Source organism: Nostoc edaphicum CCNP1411 (genome assembly GCF_014023275.1).
Taxonomy (GTDB): Bacteria; Cyanobacteriota; Cyanobacteriia; order Cyanobacteriales; family Nostocaceae; genus Nostoc; species Nostoc edaphicum_A.
Genome location: NZ_CP054698.1, coordinates 1,897,891 through 1,921,241, shown reverse-complemented (window position 1 = coordinate 1,921,241; position 23,351 = coordinate 1,897,891). Strand labels below are relative to the sequence as shown.

Annotated in this window: 22 protein-coding genes and 1 pseudogene; 11 read left to right on the top strand and 12 right to left on the bottom strand. The window is 41.5% G+C overall.

Features of this window, described 5'->3' with window-relative positions; genetic code table 11:
* Positions 1–26: 26 nt before the first annotated feature.
* From HUN01_RS10685 to HUN01_RS10675, 3 genes are all read right to left on the bottom strand, one after another.
* On the bottom strand, positions 27–164 hold the full coding sequence (locus HUN01_RS10685) for a hypothetical protein (RefSeq protein WP_181931242.1): 138 nt from the start codon (positions 162–164) through the stop codon (positions 27–29).
* Between the two features lie 224 nt (positions 165–388).
* The gene (locus HUN01_RS10680) at positions 389–1,669 is read right to left on the bottom strand and encodes a vWA domain-containing protein (protein WP_181931241.1); all 1,281 of its coding nucleotides are present in this window, start codon (positions 1,667–1,669) and stop codon (positions 389–391) included.
* Between the two features lie 12 nt (positions 1,670–1,681).
* Positions 1,682–2,938 (bottom strand): vWA domain-containing protein, encoded by a 1,257-nt coding sequence (locus HUN01_RS10675; protein WP_181931240.1) that lies wholly within the window; start codon positions 2,936–2,938, stop codon positions 1,682–1,684.
* Positions 2,939–3,176: 238 nt separating this feature from the next.
* Between HUN01_RS10675 and HUN01_RS10670 the strand changes: the two genes are divergently transcribed.
* The 3 genes from HUN01_RS10670 (at position 3,177) to HUN01_RS10660 (ending at position 5,417) form a co-directional block, all read left to right on the top strand.
* Positions 3,177–3,839, top strand: coding sequence for an ATP-dependent Clp protease proteolytic subunit (locus HUN01_RS10670; protein ID WP_069072491.1), 663 nt, complete (start codon positions 3,177–3,179; stop codon positions 3,837–3,839).
* Positions 3,840–3,946: 107 nt separating this feature from the next.
* Positions 3,947–4,558: an ATP-dependent Clp protease proteolytic subunit gene (locus HUN01_RS10665; protein ID WP_069072492.1), complete on the top strand. Its 612-nt coding sequence runs from the start codon at positions 3,947–3,949 to the stop codon at positions 4,556–4,558.
* A 238-nt stretch (positions 4,559–4,796) separates the two neighbouring features.
* Entirely contained in the window at positions 4,797–5,417 is a 621-nt protein-coding gene (locus tag HUN01_RS10660) for a J domain-containing protein (RefSeq protein ID WP_069072493.1), read from the top strand.
* A gap of 141 nt (positions 5,418–5,558) precedes the next feature.
* On the opposite strand, the gene HUN01_RS10655 is transcribed toward HUN01_RS10660, so the two are convergent.
* The 5 genes from HUN01_RS10655 to HUN01_RS10640 form a co-directional block, all read right to left on the bottom strand.
* Positions 5,559–6,758, bottom strand: a complete 1,200-nt coding sequence (locus HUN01_RS10655) for an aminotransferase-like domain-containing protein (protein ID WP_181931239.1) — start codon at positions 6,756–6,758, stop codon at positions 5,559–5,561.
* Positions 6,759–7,063: 305 nt separating this feature from the next.
* The gene (locus HUN01_RS35300) at positions 7,064–7,204 is read right to left on the bottom strand and encodes a hypothetical protein (protein ID WP_181927386.1); all 141 of its coding nucleotides are present in this window, start codon (positions 7,202–7,204) and stop codon (positions 7,064–7,066) included.
* Positions 7,205–7,250: 46 nt separating this feature from the next.
* Positions 7,251–7,382, bottom strand: a complete 132-nt coding sequence (locus HUN01_RS36040) for a hypothetical protein (protein ID WP_257797973.1) — start codon at positions 7,380–7,382, stop codon at positions 7,251–7,253.
* A gap of 179 nt (positions 7,383–7,561) precedes the next feature.
* A complete protein-coding gene (locus tag HUN01_RS35295; RefSeq protein ID WP_238846155.1) occupies positions 7,562–8,179 on the bottom strand; it encodes a hypothetical protein in 618 nt (205 codons plus the stop codon).
* A 249-nt stretch (positions 8,180–8,428) separates the two neighbouring features.
* Positions 8,429–8,746, bottom strand: coding sequence for a hypothetical protein (locus HUN01_RS10640; protein WP_238845426.1), 318 nt, complete (start codon positions 8,744–8,746; stop codon positions 8,429–8,431).
* A gap of 384 nt (positions 8,747–9,130) precedes the next feature.
* Here HUN01_RS10640 and HUN01_RS10635 point away from each other — a divergent pair, with 384 nt between their 5' ends.
* Positions 9,131–9,691 carry a putative antibiotic biosynthesis monooxygenase gene (locus tag HUN01_RS10635; protein ID WP_181932645.1) on the top strand — a complete coding sequence of 187 codons (561 nt, stop codon included), beginning with the start codon at positions 9,131–9,133 and terminating at the stop codon, positions 9,689–9,691.
* A gap of 53 nt (positions 9,692–9,744) precedes the next feature.
* Here HUN01_RS10635 and HUN01_RS10630 read toward each other — a convergent pair whose 3' ends face one another.
* The 3 genes and pseudogenes from HUN01_RS10630 to HUN01_RS10620 all read right to left on the bottom strand — a co-directional run bounded on the left by HUN01_RS10630 (position 9,745) and on the right by HUN01_RS10620 (position 11,131).
* Positions 9,745–10,080, bottom strand: a complete 336-nt coding sequence (locus tag HUN01_RS10630; RefSeq protein WP_181931238.1) for a XisI protein — start codon at positions 10,078–10,080, stop codon at positions 9,745–9,747.
* Positions 10,068–10,479 (bottom strand): annotated as a pseudogene (locus HUN01_RS10625) (XisH family protein). Before HUN01_RS10625 ends, HUN01_RS10630 begins: the two are co-directional and overlap by 13 nt.
* A 46-nt stretch (positions 10,480–10,525) precedes the next feature.
* A complete protein-coding gene (locus HUN01_RS10620; RefSeq protein WP_181931237.1) occupies positions 10,526–11,131 on the bottom strand; it encodes a Uma2 family endonuclease in 606 nt (201 codons plus the stop codon).
* 73 nt (positions 11,132–11,204) lie between these two features.
* On the opposite strand from HUN01_RS10620, the gene HUN01_RS10615 reads away from it, so the two are divergent.
* The 5 genes from HUN01_RS10615 to HUN01_RS10595 all read left to right on the top strand — a co-directional run bounded on the left by HUN01_RS10615 (position 11,205) and on the right by HUN01_RS10595 (position 15,052).
* Entirely contained in the window at positions 11,205–11,885 is a 681-nt protein-coding gene (locus HUN01_RS10615) for an NADPH-dependent F420 reductase (RefSeq protein ID WP_181931236.1), read from the top strand.
* A gap of 95 nt (positions 11,886–11,980) precedes the next feature.
* Positions 11,981–12,727 (top strand): SDR family oxidoreductase, encoded by a 747-nt coding sequence (locus tag HUN01_RS10610; protein WP_181931235.1) that lies wholly within the window; start codon positions 11,981–11,983, stop codon positions 12,725–12,727.
* A gap of 6 nt (positions 12,728–12,733) precedes the next feature.
* The gene (locus tag HUN01_RS10605; RefSeq protein ID WP_181931234.1) at positions 12,734–13,672 is read left to right on the top strand and encodes an SMP-30/gluconolactonase/LRE family protein; all 939 of its coding nucleotides are present in this window, start codon (positions 12,734–12,736) and stop codon (positions 13,670–13,672) included.
* Between the two features lie 202 nt (positions 13,673–13,874).
* A complete protein-coding gene (locus HUN01_RS10600) occupies positions 13,875–14,435 on the top strand; it encodes an antibiotic biosynthesis monooxygenase (RefSeq protein WP_181931233.1) in 561 nt (186 codons plus the stop codon).
* Between the two features lie 230 nt (positions 14,436–14,665).
* Positions 14,666–15,052 (top strand): mannose-binding lectin, encoded by a 387-nt coding sequence (locus tag HUN01_RS10595; RefSeq protein WP_181931232.1) that lies wholly within the window; start codon positions 14,666–14,668, stop codon positions 15,050–15,052.
* A gap of 252 nt (positions 15,053–15,304) precedes the next feature.
* Here HUN01_RS10595 and HUN01_RS10590 read toward each other — a convergent pair whose 3' ends face one another.
* Positions 15,305–16,918 (bottom strand): NAD(P)H-quinone oxidoreductase subunit 4, encoded by a 1,614-nt coding sequence (locus tag HUN01_RS10590; RefSeq protein ID WP_181931231.1) that lies wholly within the window; start codon positions 16,916–16,918, stop codon positions 15,305–15,307.
* Between the two features lie 733 nt (positions 16,919–17,651).
* On the opposite strand from HUN01_RS10590, the gene HUN01_RS10585 reads away from it, so the two are divergent.
* The gene (locus tag HUN01_RS10585) at positions 17,652–20,396 is read left to right on the top strand and encodes a toll/interleukin-1 receptor domain-containing protein (RefSeq protein WP_181931230.1); all 2,745 of its coding nucleotides are present in this window, start codon (positions 17,652–17,654) and stop codon (positions 20,394–20,396) included.
* 133 nt (positions 20,397–20,529) lie between these two features.
* Positions 20,530–23,328: a peptidoglycan-binding protein gene (locus HUN01_RS10580; RefSeq protein WP_181931229.1), complete on the top strand. Its 2,799-nt coding sequence runs from the start codon at positions 20,530–20,532 to the stop codon at positions 23,326–23,328.
* Positions 23,329–23,351: the final 23 nt, after the last annotated feature.

Sequence of the window (23,351 nt, the reverse complement as noted above, 5' to 3'; positions counted from 1 at the left end):
TACGCGACAACCAAGAGCTTTCTCAGCTAATCCAACAAGCCAACTCTAAGAGGTTGTTTGAAAAGTGTCAGCTTGAGCCTTAAATGCAACTCAGAGAAGCGATCGCAAGTTCCACAACCCTCATTCTCTCGTTCAATTTCTCGATAGCTAGAGTAGTCAAACATACGTTGGATGACTTTTCAAACATCCTCTAAGCGAGAAGCGATCGCCTTAGTCCAAGAAGGGCAACCAAAAGCAGTGCTGTTAAGTTTCATCAGAGGTTTGACTTACTAAATTGGCTTGTTTATTTAAGTAATTCACGCATTTATTTTGGTGTATCGTTTATTTGTAGTTAATTAATTCTGCTTAATTTTTGCATCGTCCTACTTGTGCGAATTCAAAAAAGTTACTATTCTTGTAAAACAGTCTTTGATACAATCCTAGTTTTCTTCAGGTCAGCTTCAGAAAGTTCTTCTCCAGCTTGCAGGCGAGTGGCGGAAGTTTGCAACACTGTCGCTGCACCTTTATCTCCAATTTGTAAAGCGGTTTTAGCTGCTGTTTGTAGCATCGTGGCTGCACCAGTGCGATCGCCTTGTAGCAATTTCGCCTCGGCTAATTGGGTTTGACGATACTTCGCTAATGCCAAAATAGACTGTTGTACCTGGGGATTGGATGTTGGTTGATACGCCCGCACTACATCTGCATAGACTGGTACAAGGGGCGAAAGTAAGCCTTGTTCATTAACTAATGGGTCATCATAACGGATTTGCAGATGCCCGATCACTTGTTTCCCTTCTGGCAACTGTCCCAGATAAATGTTAGCCAAAACTACCCGTTCTACATCCTGCATCAAATCTCCCAAACGCACAGCAAAGCTACCATCAGCTTCGGCTTCCACTGGTAACTCGATTGTGTCTGGGGCAACTTGGGCAATAGGTTTCAATTCTGCTAATCGGACATTGGGCACTAGAGATAACAGCAAGTAGGCATTTGTTAGCCCAATTGACTGAATCCGGCCAAATAGTCGGCTAAATTGCTCCACAGCTTGTTCAGGATGTTCAATATGAGCTAGAGTACCACCACCGACATCGGCAATTTTTTCTAGCAAATCTTGATTCCAGCTATTGCCAAATCCGAAAGTGTTGATAGTTAGGTTCAGTTTGGCAGCTTTTTGCGCCAGTTTGACACAGCGCTTGTTGTCATCTCGCCCAATATCCCACTTCCAAATCCGCAAACTGCTTTCACCATGCCCATCCGTCAGCAGAAACGCCTGGGAAACAGCGCCTCTTGTACCCTTCATCAGTTCTGTAATTCCCAGTTCCAAACCCTCGGCGATCGCAGTACCGCCGCTAGCAGTCAGTTTGCTTTTGATTTGAGATTTGATGCTTTCGGGGTCTTCGATCGCTTGGTTGGGGATAATGACTTCCGCAGAACCGGAAAAAGCCACAACTGAAATGCGATCGCCTACTTTCAACCGATCAATTAATCCTTCCACTGCCTGGATCACCGTTTTTATCGGTTGTCCATGCATGGAACCACTTTTATCTAAAATCAAGCAGAGATTAAGGGGAAGATTTTGATCAGACTCACCAGCGAGCGCAAAAATTGTAATTGCCAATTGACGTTGGCTACTTGTTTGAGCCACATCAACATTATTGTCATTTAACGCCGAGAGCAATTTAACTTTCATCTAAACCTAAGTTTACTGGGGAGGGGTATCTTGCAAAACTGTTTTCGAGACAATTCTGGTTTTCTTGCGATCGCTTTCAGATAAATCTCCGCCAGCTTGTAGCTGGGTGGCAGAAGTTTGCAACACCGTCGCCGCCCCAGTATCTCCCATTTGCAGCGCAGTTTTAGCAGCCGTTTGTAACATCGTCGCCGCACCAGAGCGATCGCCTTGTTGCAATTTCGTCTCGGCTAGCTGGGTTTGGCGATACTTCGCTAATGCCAAAATCGACTGCTGCACCTGGGGATTAAGGTCTGCTTGGTAATTTTTCACGACATGGGCATAAACTGGGATATTTGCTGTCAATAAACCTACCTTGTTGGCGGCTGGATCATCGTAGCGGACTTGCACATTAGCGATCGCTTGTTCACCTGCTGGCAATTGTCCCAAATAAATATTAGCTAAAATTACCCGTTCTGCATCTTTCATTAAATCTCCCAACCGCACAGTGAAACGTCCATCAGCTTCTTGTTGCAGTGGTAACTCAATTGTGTCTGGGGAAACTTGGGCAATCGGTTTGAGTTCCGCTAGCCGGACATGGGGCATCAGGGAGAATAGCAGATAAGCATTAGTCAATCCCACCGTTTGAATCCGGCTGAACAGGCGATTAAACTCTTCCACTGCCTGTTCGGGTTTTTGAATATAAGATAAAGTACCTAAACCAGCATCAGCAATTTTTTCTAAAACATCTTGGTTCCAATTGTCACCAAATCCCAAAGTGTTTAAAGTCAAATTATAACTAGCGGCCAATTGAGCGAATTTTAAACAGCGATTATTATCACCGTGTTCATTTTCACCGTCGGTTAATAAGAAGGCTTGAGAAACAGTATCTTTTTTTCCCTTTGCCAACTCCTCAATCCCCAAACGCAATCCTTCATCAATCGCAGTTCCACCATCGGCATTGAGGCGATTAATTTGCTGTTTGATTTTTTCTGGATCTTCGACACTTTGACTAGGTACTAAGACTTTGGCACGGTGATCGAAAACTACAACACTGAGGCGATCGCCAGGATTGAGTCTATCTACCAGACGATTCGCGGCTTTTTTGACCGTTTCTAGCGATCGCCCGTTCATCGAACCACTATGATCGAGAATTAAGCATAAATTCAGGGGTACATGGCGGTCTTGAGTCTCTGCGATCGCCGAAATCGAAATTCCCAACTGACGTTGACTATTCAGTTGACTCGCGTCCAAATTACCATCATTCAAGGCAGGGTGCAGACTAACCTTCATAACACAAAGTCCCTATTCAGGATACACATATTAATAAATAACTTCAAAGCACTACTTTAGCTCTACGGAAAACCTATCCAACATAAATACACTAATATAATCAGAATATCTTAGAAGCCAAGCATTGGCAGATGCGAAGCCGCCTTCAGCATTAGGGAGAAATCCGCACCTTGAGGGAGGCGTGCATCGCGCTAGGATGTATTACAGTTAACGGCATAGTTTCAGGCGATCAGTTGCTATGGACATTTCCCCAATTAAGGCTGTTCAAGCCCCATATTACGGCGATAACTTTTACCGGACACCACCGCCAGATTTACCTTCCCTCTTATTGAAGGAGCGAATTGTCTATATTGGGATGCCACTGGTGCCTGCTGTCACGGAATTAATCGTGGCCGAATTGCTATTTTTGCAATCCGACGACCCCGAAAAACCGATTAAAATCTATATCAACTCCACCGGCACTTCCGGTTACAGTGGCGAACCTATTGGCTTTGAAACCGAAGCCTTCGCCATCTTTGACACCATGAAATATATCAAGCCTCCTATCCACACCATCTGCGTCGGTTCCGCGATGGGTATGGCAGCGATGCTTCTCAGTGCTGGTACAAAAGGCTGCCGCGCCAGTTTGCCTCACTCCTCGATTATCCTGCATCAGCCCAAGAGCTACGCCCAAGGTCAAGCAACGGATATTCAAATTCGCGCTAGGGAAGTTTTGGTAAATAAAGGAGCCTTAGTTGATATCTTGCATCGCACTACTGGACAGCCTCCAGAAAAAATTACTAAAGATATGGATCGGCTGTTATACCTAACACCTTACGAAGCGAAGGAATACGGACTGATTGACCGAGTTTTTGAGAAAGAAGAACTCGCCAATCCCCCACTTCCTGCCAGTGTCCTCTAGTAAGTGCTGAGTGCTGAGTAGAGACGCGATTAATCCCGTCTGTACAGGAGTTATGAGTTATTCCTAACTCTCCTATCGCCCCCAAATTATTAAGAACGGAGTAAATTATGCCTATAGGCGTTCCTAAAGTTCCTTACCGGATGCCCGGTGGACAATATACAGATTGGATTAGTATCTACGATCGCCTTTACCGAGAACGGATTATATTCTTGGGGCGAGATATTGATGATGAAATTGCCAATCAAATTATCGCTGTAATGCTGTATCTGGACTCAGATGATCCAGGTAAAGATATTTATATATACATCAATTCTCCCGGTGGAATGGTTACATCTGGCATGGCTATTTTTGACACCATGCAACATATCAAATCAGATGTAGTGACTATTTGCGTCGGTTTAGCTGCTTCAATGGGGTCTTTTTTGCTGGCAGCTGGCACAAAAGGCAAACGGTTAGCACTGCCTCACTCACGGATTATGATTCACCAGCCATCTGGTGGCACTCGTGGACAAGCAACCGATATCGAAATTGAAGCTAAAGAGATTCTTAGGATTCGTCACCAGCTTAATGGCATTTATGCTGATAAAACTGGTCAGACCATAGAAAAAATTGAAAAAGATATGGATCGTGACTTTTTCATGTCTGCTCAAGAGGCTAAGGAATACGGTTTAATTGACCGTGTAATTGAAGACCGAACCTCGGTAATAACTGGGGAATAGGGAGGCAGAGGGGCAGGGGGGCAGAGGAGCAGAGGAGCATGGGAGGCAGGGGAGGCAGGGGAAGAATAATTAATTGCCCCATTCCCAATGCCCCATTCCCCATGCCCAATGCCCTTCTTTAAACAAACTGTCAACATTGAACTTTAAAATAGCAAATTAGCCCTTATTATTAATAGTTCAGGCTTAAAGCTCATAGCTGGTAGCCCCTAGCTCGATATTCGATAGCTCATAGCTCAAGATGGATCTTGGAGATTGCTACCGTTTACTAGGTTTAAGATCGGGAGCTTCTTTTGCTGACATCAAAGCGTCTTACCGACGACTGGCGCAGCAATATCACCCCGATATCAACCCAGATGACAACAAAGCCAAAGATAAATTTATTGCCTTGACAGAGGCTTACAAACTCCTGCTGACAGTAGTACTGCCAGAGGAAACTGTTGCCCATTCAAGTCATGTGTCAACTGCGCGTAATGACACCAAGGCAACGCAGCGGCAGAAAACACCAGTAACAACGGTGACAAGCCAAGAATCAGGGAAACCAAAGCCGCCGAATCTGTTGGAAATAGAAGAACGGCTAAAGTGGAAGACTTATGAGCAATTGCAGCGATTTTTGCAAGAAAGACGATTTCCGCAAGCGATCGCTCTGGCGGAAGCTTTAGCAGATCGCTTGTCAACAGATGCAGAAGTCCGCCAATGGCTAGCGATCGTCTATCAAATTTGGGGACGGGCGCTTATTTCCGAAAAACAACTGCTCAAAGCCAGAATTTATCTCAAAAAAGCTCTGAAGACAGACCCCCATAATAAAACTCTCTGGTATGAAGTCCAGCGCGATTTCCAACGCTTAGAACAAATTTTTTAAGTTTACAAAATTTATCGAGGAAGGCAGGAGGCAGAGGGCAGGAGGCAGGAGTAAGACTGCCTGACGCCTTGCTTTTCTGTAAGAGTACGCGGACTCGCTAATGCTGCGCTATCTGCCTCCTGCCTCCTGCCTCCTGAAGAATTACCGCCATTCGCGCAACACTGCTCCCAAAACAGCGATTCCCTCAACAATCTTCTCGGTTGGTTGAAAGCTAAAAGCTAACCTGATGGCATCATCTCCCTGTCCATTGGCATAACAGCGAGTCCCTGACAGAAAGCTGATGCCGTGTTCATTAGCAGCGGTTAGGAGTGCTTTGGCGCTGATATCTGGCGGCAATTTACACCAAACGAAAAAGCCTCCACCCGGTCGCAAAGCAACTACATCACTGGGAAACTCGTGAGCGATCGCTTCTAACAACAAATTGCACTTATGTTTGTAGCAGGCGATTAACTCCTGAATGTGATAATCTAGTTTGCCTGTAGCACAGTAGCGGGCGACCACATGGCTGACAAACGGCCCTACTGGCCCCTCACTTTTGAACATTGCCAACCGCTCAATAATTGCTGGATCGCCACAAGCCCAGCCCAGCCGGATACCAGGCGCAATAATTTTTGAGAAGGTACTCACGTATAAAACCCACCCCTCCTTGTCGAGGGTTGCCAAGGGAGGCACCGCTTCCCCTTGGAAGCGCAAATCGCTGTAAGCATCGTCTTCCACCACCAGCACGCCATACTCAGCCGCCAGTGCTACTAGCTTTTGGCGGCGAAATAACGGCATAGTAGCGCCTGTGGGATTATGAAAGGTGGGGATGGTGTAAATAAACCGGGGTCGAATGCCCTGTTTCTTCAAATCGCTCAAAGTTTCTTCTAAGGCGTCCACATCCATCCCCAACTCATCCACAGGAATGGTAATTACGCGTGCGCCAGCGTGGACAAATCTACTAACTACTCCCAAGAAGGTTGGCCCTTCTACAATTACTACGTCACCAGGTTCGACAAACACATCTGGTAGCAAGCCCAAAATCTGACCAGAACCATAGCCAATGATCAGGCGATCGCGATCGGCAGCGATTCCTTTAGCCTGCAAGCGGAGGATGATTTGTTCATACAATTGGGCTGAAGGTGGCCCGTAATTCAGGGCGATCGGAGCCTCTTCTGCCAGCACAGCAGCACTTGCAGCAGCCAAGTCAGCGTGGGGAAAGAGAATTGGGTCAGCTAAACCGTAGGCAAAGCTAACAGTAATAATTTTGGTTAACTCAGTGCCGTAAGTTGGTGGTGCAAGGTTTCTAGCTCGTTCGGCGAATAAATCAGTAATTTGGTAAGTAGAGGTGGTGAGAGCCATAGAGGGCGAGTTGTCTTCTAGGTTTATGAATATATCAGCATTGCCCGCAAGAAATACTGATAGTCAGCTTTATTCTAAATCTGAACAATGCTACCGTGTTTTCTAAGTAAAGTTTAGTTTTGGCTAATGTCTCATCAATATCTCGACGAGCAAAAATTTTAGACTATTTTTGAATCGAGAGTTTATGTATCGGCTCAATAAGTCGGGGTAGCGAATAAAAGTAAAAAGACTTGCTAACATCCAATTTATTGAGAGTTAACTAGATTGTTCTAACGCAGGGATTCTATTTGAATGCAAACGCTTGACTATAAAGGTTGAGGATTAATAGAAAATTTTGAGCGAATAATAGTGTCCAATTCGGGGATTTTATCAGAGAGAGAAATCCGGTCATGTATATATTCAAAGAAGCTGATTCCCAATTTACGAGTAGTGGCAACAAGAGACATAAAAATGTCCCATGCCTTAGTACCCTCACTCGTTTGAGTGGCGTAACTAATTTTTTCGTCGCTGCACCATAGTCCTAGCAGCTAATTCCGCCGGATTATTATGTAAAGGTAAGTTTGGATACTCTAAGACCAGCAGTAGTTCAGACTCTTTAGCTGCCGTTAATTTTTTTTCGCTCATCTAATTGTTTATATCCAGTTTCAGTACCGAATAGCTGACAGAATTTAGTCTTTAATTCCTGTTTGGTTTTTTGGGGGAAGGGGGAATTTCTGTAAGCGACTAATTCTCGGTAGTAATCCCAAAATTCCCCTAAAAATTTGTCTAATGTTTGTTGACAAAAAACCAACAAATGGACTTAATTATTTATAATGTCTGGCTTCATGTACCCAACATAAAGCCAAATTATCTGTAATTAATTTGAATTGGGGTGCATCATCGCAGACCAGAAATTCTACCACTGGTATTTGAGATTGCTGATGATAGAACGAAATTGCAGCAGCTTCCAAAACACGAGTCCGGTATTGAGAACCTAGCTTGCTTAAATACGTATCCAGCAATGAATTAAACTCTAATTCAGTCAAAACTGTTTCTTGCGGCAACAATTTCATTTGATTGTGCCATTTAGTTGGGACATTAAAACTTGTAAGCAACTCGTAAGTCAGCCCATTTAGAACATATTCAAGCTCTTGTCTATTTTGCAAGACCCCAATTACGCTTAGTCGGTCTTTCTTAGCTGTAGTTGAGTAGACTGTGTACCAGGGGTTACAAATTACATTCGTGGTCTGATTTACTCCTTTAACACGGGCACTTGTTTGGTCTATATGCTGCCACGAGCTACTTTCTAACCCAGATGTATAAACTTGATTATATTCAGCTTCAAAATCGCCTAAGTTTTTGATGAGTAGATTTGATAAATAGCCAGCCGACATTGAGATCCCAATATTCTCTAAAAACTCTAGCAACTTACCTTGGGTCATATTACCGCCGTAATATAAGCTAATTACTAGAGCTTTTATTCCCGACCAAATTCTCCATCGTAACCAGGTGGCAAAGATGCTAAATACGTTTTTCCAACACTAGGCGAGTAATATTTTTTCTTTCCCGGAATAATACGTTATCAGTTAACAGTGAAATATCTTGAATGATTACCTCTTCATAGCCTTTGAACTGTGCATCAGGCGGTAGCTCACTCGCCGGATAATCCAGAATGCATGTCCTGTCTACTTTTATGCTCTGATTTTTGCTACTTTTCGTATGTTTTTTTTGGGAGTGTGTCGTTCTTTTTCGGATGAATGATTGCTCTTGAACCCTTTCGACTGATTGCTCTTGATTTCTGGTTTCCCCTGTTCGCCTTTCAGACGATTGTTTTCGTCCCGTAGTTTTTGGTTTTCTTCACGTAATTCTTTTATCTCTGATTGTTGCTGCTCTATGACGTTTAGCAGAACAGTTAATGTCTGGCGCAAGGATTCGTCTGCAAACTTTGAGGGGTCGATGGTTTGCAACAATGCCTCTACTTGTTTTTCTGGAGATTGCTTTTGCGCCATGTCATATATTCTACGACCCTATGTGCATCTCTCTACTTTGTTATTTTTTCTACTACCCCGATTTATTGAGCGGATACGAGTTTATAACCTTTTAGTATTTTCAATATTTTGACTTATTCAAAAGATAAAAAACCTACATTTTGTGTCATAAATGATGAACAGATAAGTTAACCATGAAAAATATTCATATTAATAACCTATACACAATAATTAAAATCCAAAACTTAAAAATATTTCACAGCAAGAAAATTCATCCTCGCTCCGCAATAAGCAAGCTATGTGAAAAAATCCAAAATCTAAAATCAAAAATGATGAACTCAAACATGCTATGGTGACTAAAAATTACATCATTTACTAACATTGATAGTGGCATAACTAATGGAGATGGAACAGGACGCTCAATTTGTAACCGTGGTAATTACACAACTTGTCAAACCAGGATGTGAAACTGCTTACGAAGCTTGGTTGAAAGAGATTACCAGAGTTTCTAGAGCATATATGGGTCATCTGGGAACAAATGTGATTTGTCCCCAACTTGGAGTGCGAAATGAATATGTGATTATCTTCCGGTTTGACGGTTATGAAAATTTAAAGGTGTGGATGACATCGCGCGATCGCGAATATTGGCTCAATCAAGGTAAACATTTGGTTGAATCTGATCCTCATGTTCAACAACTTAGTGGATTAGAAGCTTGGTTTTCTCTTCCCGGTCAACCACTGAAAACTCCACCACGCTATAAAACAGCATTGCTAACTTGGGGAGCCGTATATGTGTTAATTAATTTGTTGAGTACGTTTGTAGTCCCCCTACTTCGTGGTTTACCACCCTTAATTATTTCGTTGATCGTTACGATTACTATGGTTTTACTATTAACATATATTGTCATGCCTAGAGTTAGCCGTTTGTTTAGCTTTTGGCTATATCCTAAATCACGAAAAATTTAGCAATTGAAATGACTTTAACTAATTCTGCGGGTTTAACGTAATTACGGATTATCTTAACCAACAGCGAACTCAGTAAATTGTCGTTTAAATGGGGAATGAAAAGCCAAAACGATGTCTTTTTTTGGTATACCTCGATTAATAAGTTCATTGGCGATACCTCCTTCAGTACCATCGTGTTGAATCCAAATTTTTTCGTTTTTAATATCTAAATGCAAAACACAGCCATATACACGGCGCTTATTTGACCATCCTGCGTGAACAACTTGGTAGCGATCGCGTTCTCGATCAAAAATAACTTCTGCTTCGACTTCTTCGTTGCTGGCTTTGATTTCACTGTAAGCTAGCAGCAGTTCTTGAATAAGTTGACGGTATTGTTCTACTTTTGCCATTTTACAATTGCCTCCTCTTCTGGGTCGAAAACAATCAGCCGAACTTGGTAACGTTGGATTAATAAGCGTGGTAGTTCTAAGGTAAAAAAAGAACGATAGGTGTCTAAGGGAACTGCTAAATATAGAAGTCTCTCAGGTTGTTCTTGTTCAAGTGCTAGTTGATATTTGAGAAACTGTCCTAAAGCAGTACTAAACTCAGTTGTAGTAGATGGAGCAACAAAACTTTTAACTTCAACTGCAATTTTTTCTTGATTTCGTTCAGCTGCTAAAACTTTCTCTGCACCAAGGTCGATGTACATATCCAAACCACCAAAACGCAGAAAAAGCGGGTCATTAGTGATGAGCCAGGCCTCTTTCTCCAAAGCGCACTGCATCATGGAATATGTCTTTCGCCGCCATAGATTCCTAGAATTTTGATTTCGGTACTATAAAACTAGCTTACTCCCTACCAAACCTGACTTAAATCCAAAACAAACCCAGGTAGCAACGGTTCACCAGAAAGTATCTTAGGATTATCTAATACCTCAACCGCAATATTAGGACAATAAATAAAAACTCGGCGCTGTTTTCTATCAATTAACCAACCAAGTTGAGTGCCATTATCAATATACTCTTGCATCTTGTCTTGCAAAATTCGTAAGTTATCGCTCTCAGAACGCAATTCAATTACAAACTCAGGACAAATCGGTGCAAATTTTTTTCGCAGTTCTGGTGGTATGGCTTCCCAGCGATCGCGTTTTATCCACGCTGCATCTGGAGAACGCACCGCACCATTGGGCAAAGTAAACCCACCACTGGAACCAAACCCTACACCTGTACCGTCTTGTTTTGTCCACACCCACAACTGCCCAACTAAGTTAAAATTGCGTTCATCAGTTTCAGAACCAGTAGGGGGCATAATCACTAATTCTCCAGCAGGATTACGTTCGATACGAAAGTCGCGGTTTAACTGACAAAATTCATAAAACTGGTCTTCGGTTAGTGCGATCGCAGGTTGCAATTGCAAAACCACTGGTATAATTTCTGTGGCTACAGGTAAGTTGGTGGTCATAATTGCTTTGTGGCTACTTCACCTGCTTTAACTATAATCTTTTCACAATCTACGGTGGAATGAGGGTTAACTCATGAAGATTGGAATTATTGGCAGTGGAAACATGGGGCGCTCTCTAGGTATACTCTGGGCAGAGCAGGGGCATGAAGTATTTTTTGGCTCTCGTGATGCCGAAAAAGGAAAAGCAACAGCAGAGTTCGCAGGACGCGGAACGCAAGGTGGTACAAATGATCAGGCGGCGGCGTTTGCTGATGTAATTTTGTGGACAGTACGCAGCATTATGCCAAAAGAGTTGCTTTCTCATCCTGAAGTTCTCGACAATAAAATTATTATTGATTGCAATAATCAGGATATTCCTGAAGGATTTGCTTATCCACCAATAGTAGAATCTCTAGCCGAAAAGCTTGCTAAAGATATACCTCAAGCGCAGGTGGTAAAAGCTTTTAATACGATGGCGCAGGAAGTCTTTGAATTAGCACCTGAACCACTAAAGGATTATGGAGTTTCTGTTTTTGTTGCAGGAGATGATGAACAAGCCAGAAAAACAGTAATGGGGCTTGCTGAAGAAATCGGATTTTTAGCAGTAGATTCTGGTGTTTTACGTAATGCTCGATTGGTAGAAGGCTTAGGAGATTTTATTCGCCTGATTATAGGTGGTCAAAAACAAGGTGTTTATGCAACTATCTCTGTCAATGTCTTACCTACAGCGTCAGAACAACGCTTAGGTGGACGGCAAGCTTCGAGTTTGAAGTAAGTCAGATCATTAATTGAATACATTGCTGCAATCAACTTGCTTAATTCATTGCATCTCAGTACAGTAAAATCAAAAACAGTTTCAAGGTCATAAAAATGACGACTCAAAAAAGGATTGCTGTGGTAACAGGCAGTAATCGAGGGCTAGGATATGCTATTTCCCGTCAATTATCCCAAATTGGCAACCGCGTAATTCTGACGAGTCGTAATGAAACAGATGGTCTTGCTGCTAAAGGGCAGCTTACCAATGAAGGGCTTGATGTTGACTATCACACGCTGGATGTCACGAATGATGGAAGTGTGCAACAGTTTACCGACTGGCTACGTGAAACTTACGGCAAGGTAGATATTCTGGTCAATAATGCAGGCGTGAATCCCACAACTAAGCCGGAGGAGTCCAGCTTACTAACTGTGCAACTGGAAACGATGCGATCGACCTTTGAAACTAATGTTCTAGCGGTACTCAGAATTTCTCAAGCATTAATTCCGTTGATGAAGGTGCAAAACTACGGTCGCATTGTCAATATCTCAACGGAAATGGCATCTCTGGTATCAGTTCCCACTGATTACTACCCTTTAGCGCCTTCTTATCGACTCTCAAAGGTGGGAGTGAATGCACTAACTGTGCTTCTCGCCAAGGAACTCCAAGGTACTAATATTCTCGTAAATGCCTATTCTCCAGGTTGGATGAAAACAGATATGGGGGGAGATAATGCCCCGTTCACGGCAGAAGAAGGAGCCGAAACTGCTGTCTATTTAGCAACACTTCCCAATGGAGGAGCGCAAGGACTGTTTTTTGCAGAGATGCGAAAGTTTGGTGGCCCCATTCAATTACAATGGTAGGTTAATATGGGAAATTCCGCAGATTTACCGTCTATTTACGCAGATAAGCCGATTGAATTAGCACCTGCTAAAATTATTACCTCGTTCCCAGTCAATACTTTTTTGGAAAATCTAGCGATACCTGCGGCGGGCTACGCCTACGCACCAGATGGCACAATTTTTGTAAGCAATCACGAAGTTGGCGAGATTGTTGGCATTACCCCAGATGGCAATCAGCAAATTTATGCCACTGTTGAAGGCAAAGTAAGTGGTCTTGCTTTCACTACCAACGGCGATCTGGTGGCAACAGGATGGAATGGTGATTCTATACCCGTGGTTTCTCTAGTTAAAAGTGATGGCACGGTGGAAACGTTGCTGACACTGCCAGACGCAATGTTTCTCAATGGCATCACGCCACTTTCCGATACTCAGTATTTGACAGCAGATTCCTATCGTGGTGCAATCTGGCTGATTGATGTTGCTCAACCCAGTGGATCAATTTGGCTAGAACATCCAATGCTTGCTCGTAGCAATTCAGAGAGCGTGTTTCCGGCTGCTAATGGCTTGAAGCGTTTTGGTGATTTCCTCTACGTTTCAAATACGGAAAAAATGTTGCTGTTGCGGATTCCCATTGATACCGCTAATAAACCAGGTGAGCCGGAAATTTTTGTTGAGCAGACCAATATTGATGACTTTGCCTTTGATGTAGAAGGCAACCTTTATGGAGCAACGCACATTTACAACAGTGTGGTAAGAATTGCACCCGATCGCAGTACTACTATTATTGCTCAAGCCGAGTCAGGTGTAATTGGTAGCACAGCAGTGGCTTTTGGTCAAAGTGAGGGCGATAGCACCGCGATTTATGTTGTAACTAATGGTGGAATGTTTTTACCTCCACCTATAGGTGTCGTTCCTGCCAATGTTGTTCGGCTTGAGGTTGGAAAAGCTGGATATCCCTTGGGTTGAGAATGATGCAATTTTAGATTTTAAATTTTGGATTTTGGATTAAAACTTCTAAATCCAAAATTTAAATTTGTTTGCTCTCCAACGAATTTGTACTTGTTTTACGAAAAGCAAGCTACTTGAAATAAATCCAAAATCCCCAAGCCTTGAATTTATTCATAGGATCAATCCAAAATCTAAAATCCAAAATCCAAAATTGATAAAGATGGAACAGGACGATCAATTTGTGACTGTGGTTATTTCACAACTGGTAAAACCAGGATGTGAAAAGGCTTACGAGGCTTGGTTGAAAGATATTACCAGTGTTGCTAGAACTTATCTAGGGCATCTAGGAACAAATGTTATTCGTCCCCAACTTGGAGTGCGAAATGAATATGTGATTATCTTCCGGTTTGACAATTATGAAAATTTGAAAGCGTGGATGACATCGCGCGATCGCGAATATTGGCTCAATCAAGGTAAACATTTGGTTGAATCTGACCCTTATGTTCAAGAAATTTGTGGATTAGAAGCTTGGTTTTCTATTCCCGGTCAACCACTGAAAACTCCACCACGCTATAAAACAGCATTGCTAACTTGGGGAGCAGTATTTGTGTTAATTAATTTATTGAGTACGTTTATAGTCCCCCTACTTCGTGGTTTACCTCCCTTAATTATTTCGTTAATCGTTACGATTACTATGGTTTTGCTGCTGACATATATTGTCATGCCTAGAGTTAGCCGTTTGTTTAGCTTTTGGCTATATCCTAAATCACGAAAAATTTAGCAATTGAAATGACTTTAACTCAACTCTCCTAATCAAGAGTGATAGGGTTCCCTTTGATTATTTCGTTGATCATTCGCGTAGCTTCTCGTAGGTAAGCTTGTTGCTTACGTATTTTCTCGTAGATTTTGAGTATAGTTAAAAACTATTAATTTTAAATAGAGAAAAATCCAAAAGTATAAAATGTTCTCTTGGTTAGTTTAACCAATCATCTACTTTAAGACAGAGGACTAATGCTGAAAATTTGTGCAACTTTTTTGTGTGCTATCTTCCTGAGCTTTAATTTAGTCATCGGTAACGCTTGGGCAACTGGTCAATTTTCTCAGACTTGTCAAGATATTAGTATTGATGGCTCAACCCTAACAGCTACTTGCGAACAAGCTGATGGATATACTCTTTCTACAACTTCTATCGACTTAAATCCATATATCGCCAATCTTGATGGAGCATTAGACTGGGATGGAGATAAATTTGCTCTGACCTGCGACAATATTGGTTTAGCTGGTGCTAGCAGACTCCGTGCGGAATGCGAGAGAGCTGATGGGCAGACATATCTCGGAACATACATTGATCTTAATGAACACATTGCCAATATTGACGGAACCCTCAAGTTTGAATAATTTTTAACCAGATGGTAGTAATCTGTCAAATTTATTTTGATGCTTAGAGAGACGCGATAAAACGCCGTCTCTACAGGGAATTTATCCATCAATTATTTATTGACAGACTCGTAGGGTCAATCCATGAATTGCCCCTACCTAGAAATCTATTTCAACTCAATAATTCCAAAATTTTAGGGGCGGTTTCGTAACCACCCCTTTATTCCCCTAATATTTAGAATTTACTTGCAGACCCCTTAATGGGAAGTTAATTTACTCAGAAATGTTAATCGAACTTTCAACTTGAGAAGTAGCCAATGTTGGTGCAGAGAAAATCCGCGAGTACACACTTGATGGTTGTTGATGAGCAACGACTGGTAGAACTTCACGAGCATGGGCGGCTAATTCTACTGCTTTCACATCATAAGTCTGCGTTGCTAATTTGGGATAGAAGCCGATACCGATAATTGGCAGCAGCAAACAAGCGGTAATAAATATTTCGCGGGGTTTGACATCAGATATTACAGCATCCAAGTGCAACTCTTGACTTTGCTCACCGTAGAACACTTGACGCAGCATCGACAGTAAATAAATTGGTGTCAAAATTACGCCAACAGCTGACAGCAGCACAACTACAACCTTGAAGCTGGAACTGTAAACGTCACTGGTGGCGATACCCAGAAATACCATCAACTCACCGACAAAACCACTCATTCCTGGTAAGGCGAGAGAAGCCATTGAACCAATGGTAAATAAAGCAAAGGTTTTGGGCATTACCTTGGCCATACCGCCCATTTTATCCATCATCAAGGTGTGGGTGCGATCGTAAGTCACGCCAGACAGGAAGAACAAGCTAGCAGCAATCAAGCCGTGGGAAACCATTTGTAGCACTGCACCGCTGATACCTAGTTCTGTGTAGGAGGCAATCCCAATCAGCACAAATCCCATGTGGGCAATTGAAGAGTAAGCCAAGCGGCGTTTGAGATTGGTTTGGGCAAAGGCACAGCAAGCACCGTAGACAATGTTAACTACACCCAAAATTGCCAGCACTGGGGCAAAAGTCACATGAGCATTTGGCAACATTTCCACATTGAAGCGGATGAGAGCATAACCACCCATTTTTAACAACACACCAGCCAAAATCATTGAACCGGGTGCTGATGCTTCACCGTGGGCATCGGGTAGCCAAGTGTGTAAAGGAAAAATCGGTAACTTCACACCGAAGGCAATCAAGAAACCTGCATAAACCAACAACTCCAAGGTTTTGGGGTATTCTTTCATTCCCAGAGTCGCCATGTCGAAGGTGATGGTATCTCCAGAGAATGCCATTGCAAAACCGGCAATCAAGATAAATATTGATGCAGCGGCGGTGTAGAGAATGAACTTGGTAGCTGCATAACGGCGGTTTTGTCCTCCCCAGATGGAAATCAGCAGGTAAACCGGCACTAACTCGATTTCCCACATGAGGAAGAACAACAGCAAATCCTGGGCGACAAATACGCCAAGCTGGGCGCTGTACATCGCTAACATCAAACCATAAAATAATCGCGGCTTGGTAGTAACTTTCCAAGCCGCGAAGATTGCGAGGGTATTTATTAAGCCTGTCAGAAGCAGTAAGGGCATCGATAAACCATCAACCCCCACAGCCCAATGCAAACCTAACTGCGGTATCCAAGGATAGTTTTCTACAAGTTGGAGTGTTGAACTATGAAAGTCGTAGTTATACCAAAAAGCATAAATCATCAGTGCGAAGTCGGCGATCGCAACTCCCAGACCATACCACCGGACAGTTCTACCTTCTTTGTCTGGGATTAAGGGGATGGCTAAGGCAGCCACCAAGGGTAAGAGGATTATGGCTGTTAGCCAGGGAAATTCAATAGCATTCATCACTTCTGACAATCAATTTTCCTTCTCGCTTTTGATTACATTATATTAAGGAATTTTTACTTTTGTAAACATTGTTGAACTCTATAAAGATTAAATTTTTGCTTTTGATAAGAATATATACTCATCGAATGTCAGTTTTTCAGGATAAATAAGAATAAATACTTATCGGATTTTGCCGATTCCATTCTAAATGTAAACTTTTGCAACGTCAACTTTCGCTGTCGTTACAATATCGTTGCATTTTCTGTTTAAGCCTACTTGTCAGGGCTGGATGGCAGCCTAGGAACGAGGAAAGCCTTATCAAGCTAGGTTTTTAGGACTTGTTTGTACACCGTAATATTCAGTCTATTCTTGCCATTGCTTGACCTCTGGAGCGCTTCGGTGTGGCGACCCGTCACTTTGGCTATTTGCACTTGTAGAGACGTAGCAATGCTACGTCTCTTTTTGGGAACATATATTGACAAAAATACATGGATGTGTTTCAAAGCAAATAATTGTTGTTCAAATAAATGAAAAAGGAAATAAACTTGCCCTTATTTGAACATTCACTTTAAGCTTTGTGCCAAAGTAGCTAATTTTGATCTGTTACTGAAAATTTTTCTAAAAGATCATATAGTAAGAACATTTAAACAATAGATGAAACTTGCATTCAACTAATTCTTTTTCCGAAGTATATAGAATTTTGACGTAAATAGTAAAAAAACAGTATTTTATTTAATTTATCGAAATTTATATGGCTGAGGCGTTTATTTCCTACTCTCGCAAAGATAAAGAGTTCGTTCAAAAGCTTTATGAAGCGCTCAAGCAACAGAAGCTAGATATCTGGGTGGACTGGGAAGGAATTCCACCCACTGCAGATTGGCGGAAAGAAATTTATGAAGGAATTGAAGCCGCTGATAATTTTATTTTTATTATTAGTCCAAATTCAGTCGCTTCTACAGTCTGCCGTGAAGAGATTGCACACGCCCGAAAGCACAATAAACGTTTAGTGCCAATCGTGTGGCAGTATGCTGAAGGTATTGATCCCGAATTAGCCAAAATTAACTATATTTTCTTCCAAGAAAGTAATGATTTTGAGCAAGCTTTTCAATCATTACTCAAAGCACTTGATACTGACCTAGCTCATGTTAAACAGCATACCCGCTTACTCATGGGAGCCTTGGAATGGGATCAGAAAAAACGCAACAATAGTTATTTGCTACAAGGTAGTGAACTCGAAGAAGCAGAGCAATGGTTCACCCAAGGAGCGGGGAAAGAACCTTTGATTACATCACTCCAACAAGAGTATATTGGCGAAAGTCGTAAAGCCCAGAAGATACGTCACAGAAAAAGACTAATTGGCCTGACTTCTGGGTTGTTGATTTCAACGGGATTGGCTATATTTGCAGCTATTGGCTGGAAGCAGGCTGATCAACTGCGGATAGAAGCACAAAAATCGGAACTCCGAGCCTTAATTTCAGCGTCAGACGCACGTTTTACCTCCAATAGAAATACGATTGATGCCCTGATAGAAGGTTTAAAAGCCGGCAAGCAACTCAAACAATTAACTCAAGCCAAAGCCAACATTCCAATTCAGGAACAGCAAGAGGTGATCGAGGTGCTGGGACAGGCGGTTTACTGGGTAAGAGAACGCGATCGCCTCCAGGGACACAGCAATTATATCCAAAGCGTTAGTTTCAGTCCCGATGGAAAAGCGATCGCTACAGCTAGTGGAGACAACACAGTAAAACTTTGGAACAAACAAGGTCTTTTGCAGAAAACTTTAAAAGGACACCTAGATCAAGTAGTTAGTGTAAGTTTCAGTCCTAATAGTCAAATTCTTGCTTCTGCCAGTTTAGACGGAACAGTGAAACTCTGGAAACAGGATGGCAAGGAACCTAAAACCTTTAAAAAGCTGAATACTAAAATTCGATCTGTAAGTTTCAGTCATGATGGCAAGATTCTTGCCTCTGGTAGTGACGACAACATTGTGAGACTTTGGAACATAGAGGGTCAGGAACTCAAAATGCTCAAGGGGCATACAGGCACTATCTATAGTTTGAGTTTCAGCCATAACGATCAAATCCTTGTTTCTGCCAGTTTAGACGGAACGGTGAAACTGTGGAACAAAGACGGTAAAGAACTTAAGACCCTAGAAGAACATAATAATACAGTGACTAGCGTGAGCTTCAGTTCTGACAATATCCTTGCCTCTGCCAGTTTAGATAGAACGGTGAAACTTTGGAATACTGAAGGGAAATTGCTTTCAACTCTTGAGAAATCCGAGGCACAAAGTAGTCGGATATACAGCGTCAGTTTCAGTCCCGATGGTCAGACCCTTGCCACGGGTAATGATGATAATAGCGTGACACTCTGGCAGAAAAATGGCCAGGAACTTACTACCTTTAGAGGACATAGTAGTAGAGTCAATCAAGTTACTTTCAGCCCCGATGGTCGTACCCTTACATCTGCTAGTCAAGATAAGTCAGTGAAACTGTGGCAAATTGACCGCCCTTGGCAGACTATTCTCACTGGACATCAGGCTGGTGTCAATCGCGTGAACTTCTCAGGTGATGGAAAAGCGATCGCCACCGCCAGTGATGACGGGACGGTGAAACTCTGGAATCAGCAGGGTAAGGAGATTAAATCGCTGAAGATCAATGACTACACAATCTGGGATGTGAATTTTAGCCCAGATGGTCAGATAATTGCCGCCGTCAGTTTAGACGAAGGGGTTGTGAGACTGTGGAATCAGCAAGGTCAGCTACTCAAGACTTTTAAGCATGGCGATCGCATTCGCATTCATAGTGTGAGTTTCAGCCCAGACAGCAAAATGATTGCCACCGCTAGTCAAGATAGAACAGTGAAACTTTGGAATCGCCAGGGTCAGTTGCTAAGACCTTTAGACCATAGCGCTACTGTCTATAGCGTCAGTTTTAGTCCAGACGACAAGATGATTGCCACTGGTAGTAATGACGGGGAAGTGAAACTCTGGAATCGGCAAGGTCAGTTACTCAAGATTTTAAAGCATGGCGCTTCTGTCTACAGCGTCAGTTTTAGCCCTGATAGTCAGACCCTTGCTAGTGCTGGCGCAGATAATAGAGTAAAACTTTGGCAGCTTGATGGTGGTGCGATCGCTAGTCTTGATGGGCATAGTGCTGCAATCTGGCAAGTAACTTTTAGTCCTGACGGCAAGATGATTGCCACTGCTAGTGATGACGGAACGGTAAAGCTTTGGCACAAAGACCAGACTTTGATTATTACTCTTACTGGTCACAGTGGTGAGGTCAATGGGATCAGTTTCAGCCCTGACAGTAAGACTCTCGTTTCTGGCAGTAAAGATGGTACAGCTATTTTGTGGAATGTAGAAAATCTCACCCTAGATAATTTGATGGGGCGTGGGTGCGATTGGCTGCATGATTATCTGAAGAATAACCCGAATGTGAGTCAAAGCGATCGCAATCTGTGTGAAGGAGTTCAAACTCAGGCTAAATATTGATTTCGACAATTTTCACTATTATTTCAAGTGGTCAAATGCTTCAAGAAAAGTAATAAATCTTAACTATTTTTTTGCATAAAAAAAACCAAAACGATAGATAAGCATAAGAGCATAAATCTGAGAGGGCATCACTGTGTATAAAAAATCAACAGGCTGGGTACCAGACTACCCCGATTTTAGAGACTATCGCATGGACGAAATCAATCAAAAGTTAATGATCACAGTCCAAGATATACAGATAAATAATGATAATGATTCCCAAAACAGTATAGAAGAATTGTTTGAGTTATTAAATTTAATAAAAAATGGACTAAGTTCAACTCTCGACGAGACACTCGCCTCAAAGTTCAACAATTTTCAGAAAAAGATAAATAAAGGTTTCAAATTAGTCAATGCTAAAGCTCTTAAAGAACAGATATTTTTAGCTCATGGTTGTGCAGGGCAAGAAGTCTATAATCTTCAACAGAAGTTGCTGGAATTTACCAAATATAAGCATATTTTTGGAACTGAGACACAAAATATTAGTAAATTTGTAGATGATTTTTCAAAATCAGATTATATGGAACATGGTTATATAGAATATGGTTATTTTGGTGAAAATACAAAGGAGGCAGTAAAACGATTCAAGAGTATTTTTGGTCTCTCAATTATCTCAGATGACAATGTTGATAGTGTTGTAGATCAAGTAACACTCTATACTTTAGACCAAGTTTTAGAAATCTTAAAACTTCAAAAAACAGAAGAAACTTCTAAAGCTAAAAGCACGGAAAAAACAATTAAAAAATTTGGAATGTTTGATCCAGAAATTAAAGACATTCAGATAAAACTCAATAAACTAGGCTATCTCAAAAATTTAGGAGAAAATAACGGGGCAATAAAAGGATTCTTTGACTATCTAACAGAGGATGCAGTTAAAGAATTTAAAAGACAATATGAGCCTTCAAAGGTTGCTCGTGTTGATGGAATAGTTGATGGAATAGTTGACGAAAAGACAAAGAGAAGACTAGATAATATATATAATGCACAAGCAAAAAAATCTTTCGGTAATGATAAACTTAAAAAAGTACAGCAGCTTTTATGTGAGTTAGGAGAATTTGATGGACAAGTAACAGGGTATTCTAGTCGGCAGACAGATACAGCTATAAAATCATTTCAAGCTAGATATGAAATAGAAATAGAAAGGGATGATATTGATTGCACAAAAACCTTACAAGTATTAAGTGACTTAGTTGCGCTCAAAAAACAACAGCAACGGGAAGTTTTACCTGCATCCTCAACAATACCCATAACCCTTTATGAAATAATCTTAAGGGTTTTTGAAATTTCTGAATTGAAACCTGAACATTTTGTTAATGAAAAAATAATTCCAAAAGCTACGGATAGTGTTAATTCTGATCTCGCCAAACACCGAGGTGCCTTGAAACGAGCAATTGATATGATAGTTAAATTGGTTGCTCAACTAATTTCTCCTTTAGCTAAACATAGAAATCTTGAAAAAGCTGTAAGAGACGTATTAGATAAGCTAGATCAATGGTTCGATAAATCTGAATACGTTAACTATATCCGTCAAGAAAATAATCAACAAGGGAATAATAAATTAAGTATTAATGCTAAAAAGAATAAATCTTCTCAGCAAAAGTTGTGGGAAAAATCTAGTATTTCTTCTCAAGCAGAACAGGAAACAAACTTATTTAAAGACTGGGATTTAAATCCAGTGTCTTTATACATAGCTATTTCAGCAATTTTAAATTTCAAACAATCCCTGAGTAATATTGATAAGAAAATTACTGATCAAGTTTGCCTGGATAAAGATAGAAAAAAGAAATTAGCTACATCTTTAAAAAAGATAGATGATATATTTAAATCTATCAAAGATTTAGAAATTAGTCTGAATTCTAATCCTCAAGTTCAGGGAGAAAATAATTCCAAAACTCAACCGAATAATCTGAGAACAGTCATCCAAATATTACCCGAACGTCAAGATTATCCAAAGCATTTGCAGAAAAGTCTAGAGTTTCAAAGTGATTTACAACTTCCGTTAGAAGGACATTTACAAAAATGTGTAAAACAAAAACAAGAAAATAGCAAGAATGTAACTGTATATTTATTAATGCCAGAATTTGTAGATTTAACCTTCTGGTGTTCTCCAGTTGAAGACCAAGGCTCATTGGATTCATGTACGGCACATGCTGGTGTTGCTTTAATGGAGTACTTTGAGAAAAGAAGTTTTGATAGATATGTCGATGCTTCTCGGCTCTTTCTTTACAAAGCAACACGCAATCTCATGCATCGTAAAGGTGATGCAGGAGCATCTCTTCGGGAAACTATGCGGGCAATGGCATTATTTGGCGTGCCTCCAGAAGAGTATTGGCCCTATCAAGAAGACAAGTCTGATGAGGAACCAACCCCTTTTTGCTACTCTTTTGGTCAAAGTTATCAAGCATTGAAATACTTTCGTCTAAATCCTTTGGGCACTACAGAAAATATACTGTTATTCCGAATTAAAACAGCTTTAGCCGCTGGTTTTCCCTGCGCCTTTGGGTTTACTATGTATTATTCCATCGAGGATTTAAACCCAAGTGGGTATATTCCATACCCAGTTAAAAACGATAAGGTAAAAGGAGGTCATGCTGTTGTTGCAGTTGGCTACGACGACCATAAAGTAATAGAGAATGCTGATGGTAGTAGATGCTCACAAGGAGCATTGCTAATCAGAAACTGTTGGGGAACCCGTTGGGGTGAAGGGGGCTATGGTTGGCTTCCTTATGACTACGTATTGAAAGGCTTGACAAATGATTGGTGGTCGCTGCTCAAGTCTAAGTGGTTTGAGACAGGACACTTCGGGTTAGAAGCAAACGATTGGGTGTCTAATTTGGGGGGAGGGCCTACAGATGGTACACCGGAAGAGAAGCCTAAGCCGCCTGGAAATTAGGGCAAACGCACGTAGTTTAGCAA

What these genes read in the sequence shown, in the direction of transcription:
- HUN01_RS10660 (WP_069072493.1), top strand. Translation starts at nt 4,797, where the DNA reads ATGGATCTTGGAGATTGCTACCGTTTACTAGGTTTAAGATCGGGAGCT.
- HUN01_RS10600 (WP_181931233.1), top strand. Translation starts at nt 13,875, where the DNA reads ATGGAACAGGACGATCAATTTGTGACTGTGGTTATTTCACAACTGGTA.
- HUN01_RS10585 (WP_181931230.1), top strand. Translation starts at nt 17,652, where the DNA reads ATGGCTGAGGCGTTTATTTCCTACTCTCGCAAAGATAAAGAGTTCGTT.
- HUN01_RS35295 (WP_238846155.1), bottom strand. Translation starts at nt 8,179, where the DNA reads ATGACCCAAGGTAAGTTGCTAGAGTTTTTAGAGAATATTGGGATCTCA.
- HUN01_RS10665 (WP_069072492.1), top strand. Translation starts at nt 3,947, where the DNA reads ATGCCTATAGGCGTTCCTAAAGTTCCTTACCGGATGCCCGGTGGACAA.
- HUN01_RS36040 (WP_257797973.1), bottom strand. Translation starts at nt 7,382, where the DNA reads ATGAGCGAAAAAAAATTAACGGCAGCTAAAGAGTCTGAACTACTGCTG.
- HUN01_RS10610 (WP_181931235.1), top strand. Translation starts at nt 11,981, where the DNA reads ATGACGACTCAAAAAAGGATTGCTGTGGTAACAGGCAGTAATCGAGGG.
- HUN01_RS10590 (WP_181931231.1), bottom strand. Translation starts at nt 16,918, where the DNA reads ATGAATGCTATTGAATTTCCCTGGCTAACAGCCATAATCCTCTTACCC.
- HUN01_RS10620 (WP_181931237.1), bottom strand. Translation starts at nt 11,131, where the DNA reads ATGACCACCAACTTACCTGTAGCCACAGAAATTATACCAGTGGTTTTG.
- HUN01_RS10640 (WP_238845426.1), bottom strand. Translation starts at nt 8,746, where the DNA reads ATGGCGCAAAAGCAATCTCCAGAAAAACAAGTAGAGGCATTGTTGCAA.
- HUN01_RS10595 (WP_181931232.1), top strand. Translation starts at nt 14,666, where the DNA reads ATGCTGAAAATTTGTGCAACTTTTTTGTGTGCTATCTTCCTGAGCTTT.
- HUN01_RS35300 (WP_181927386.1), bottom strand. Translation starts at nt 7,204, where the DNA reads ATGTCTCTTGTTGCCACTACTCGTAAATTGGGAATCAGCTTCTTTGAA.
- HUN01_RS10630 (WP_181931238.1), bottom strand. Translation starts at nt 10,080, where the DNA reads ATGGCAAAAGTAGAACAATACCGTCAACTTATTCAAGAACTGCTGCTA.
- HUN01_RS10670 (WP_069072491.1), top strand. Translation starts at nt 3,177, where the DNA reads ATGGACATTTCCCCAATTAAGGCTGTTCAAGCCCCATATTACGGCGAT.
- HUN01_RS10675 (WP_181931240.1), bottom strand. Translation starts at nt 2,938, where the DNA reads ATGAAGGTTAGTCTGCACCCTGCCTTGAATGATGGTAATTTGGACGCG.
- HUN01_RS10680 (WP_181931241.1), bottom strand. Translation starts at nt 1,669, where the DNA reads ATGAAAGTTAAATTGCTCTCGGCGTTAAATGACAATAATGTTGATGTG.
- HUN01_RS10655 (WP_181931239.1), bottom strand. Translation starts at nt 6,758, where the DNA reads ATGGCTCTCACCACCTCTACTTACCAAATTACTGATTTATTCGCCGAA.
- HUN01_RS10615 (WP_181931236.1), top strand. Translation starts at nt 11,205, where the DNA reads ATGAAGATTGGAATTATTGGCAGTGGAAACATGGGGCGCTCTCTAGGT.
- HUN01_RS10635 (WP_181932645.1), top strand. Translation starts at nt 9,131, where the DNA reads ATGGAACAGGACGCTCAATTTGTAACCGTGGTAATTACACAACTTGTC.
- HUN01_RS10685 (WP_181931242.1), bottom strand. Translation starts at nt 164, where the DNA reads ATGTTTGACTACTCTAGCTATCGAGAAATTGAACGAGAGAATGAGGGT.
- HUN01_RS10605 (WP_181931234.1), top strand. Translation starts at nt 12,734, where the DNA reads ATGGGAAATTCCGCAGATTTACCGTCTATTTACGCAGATAAGCCGATT.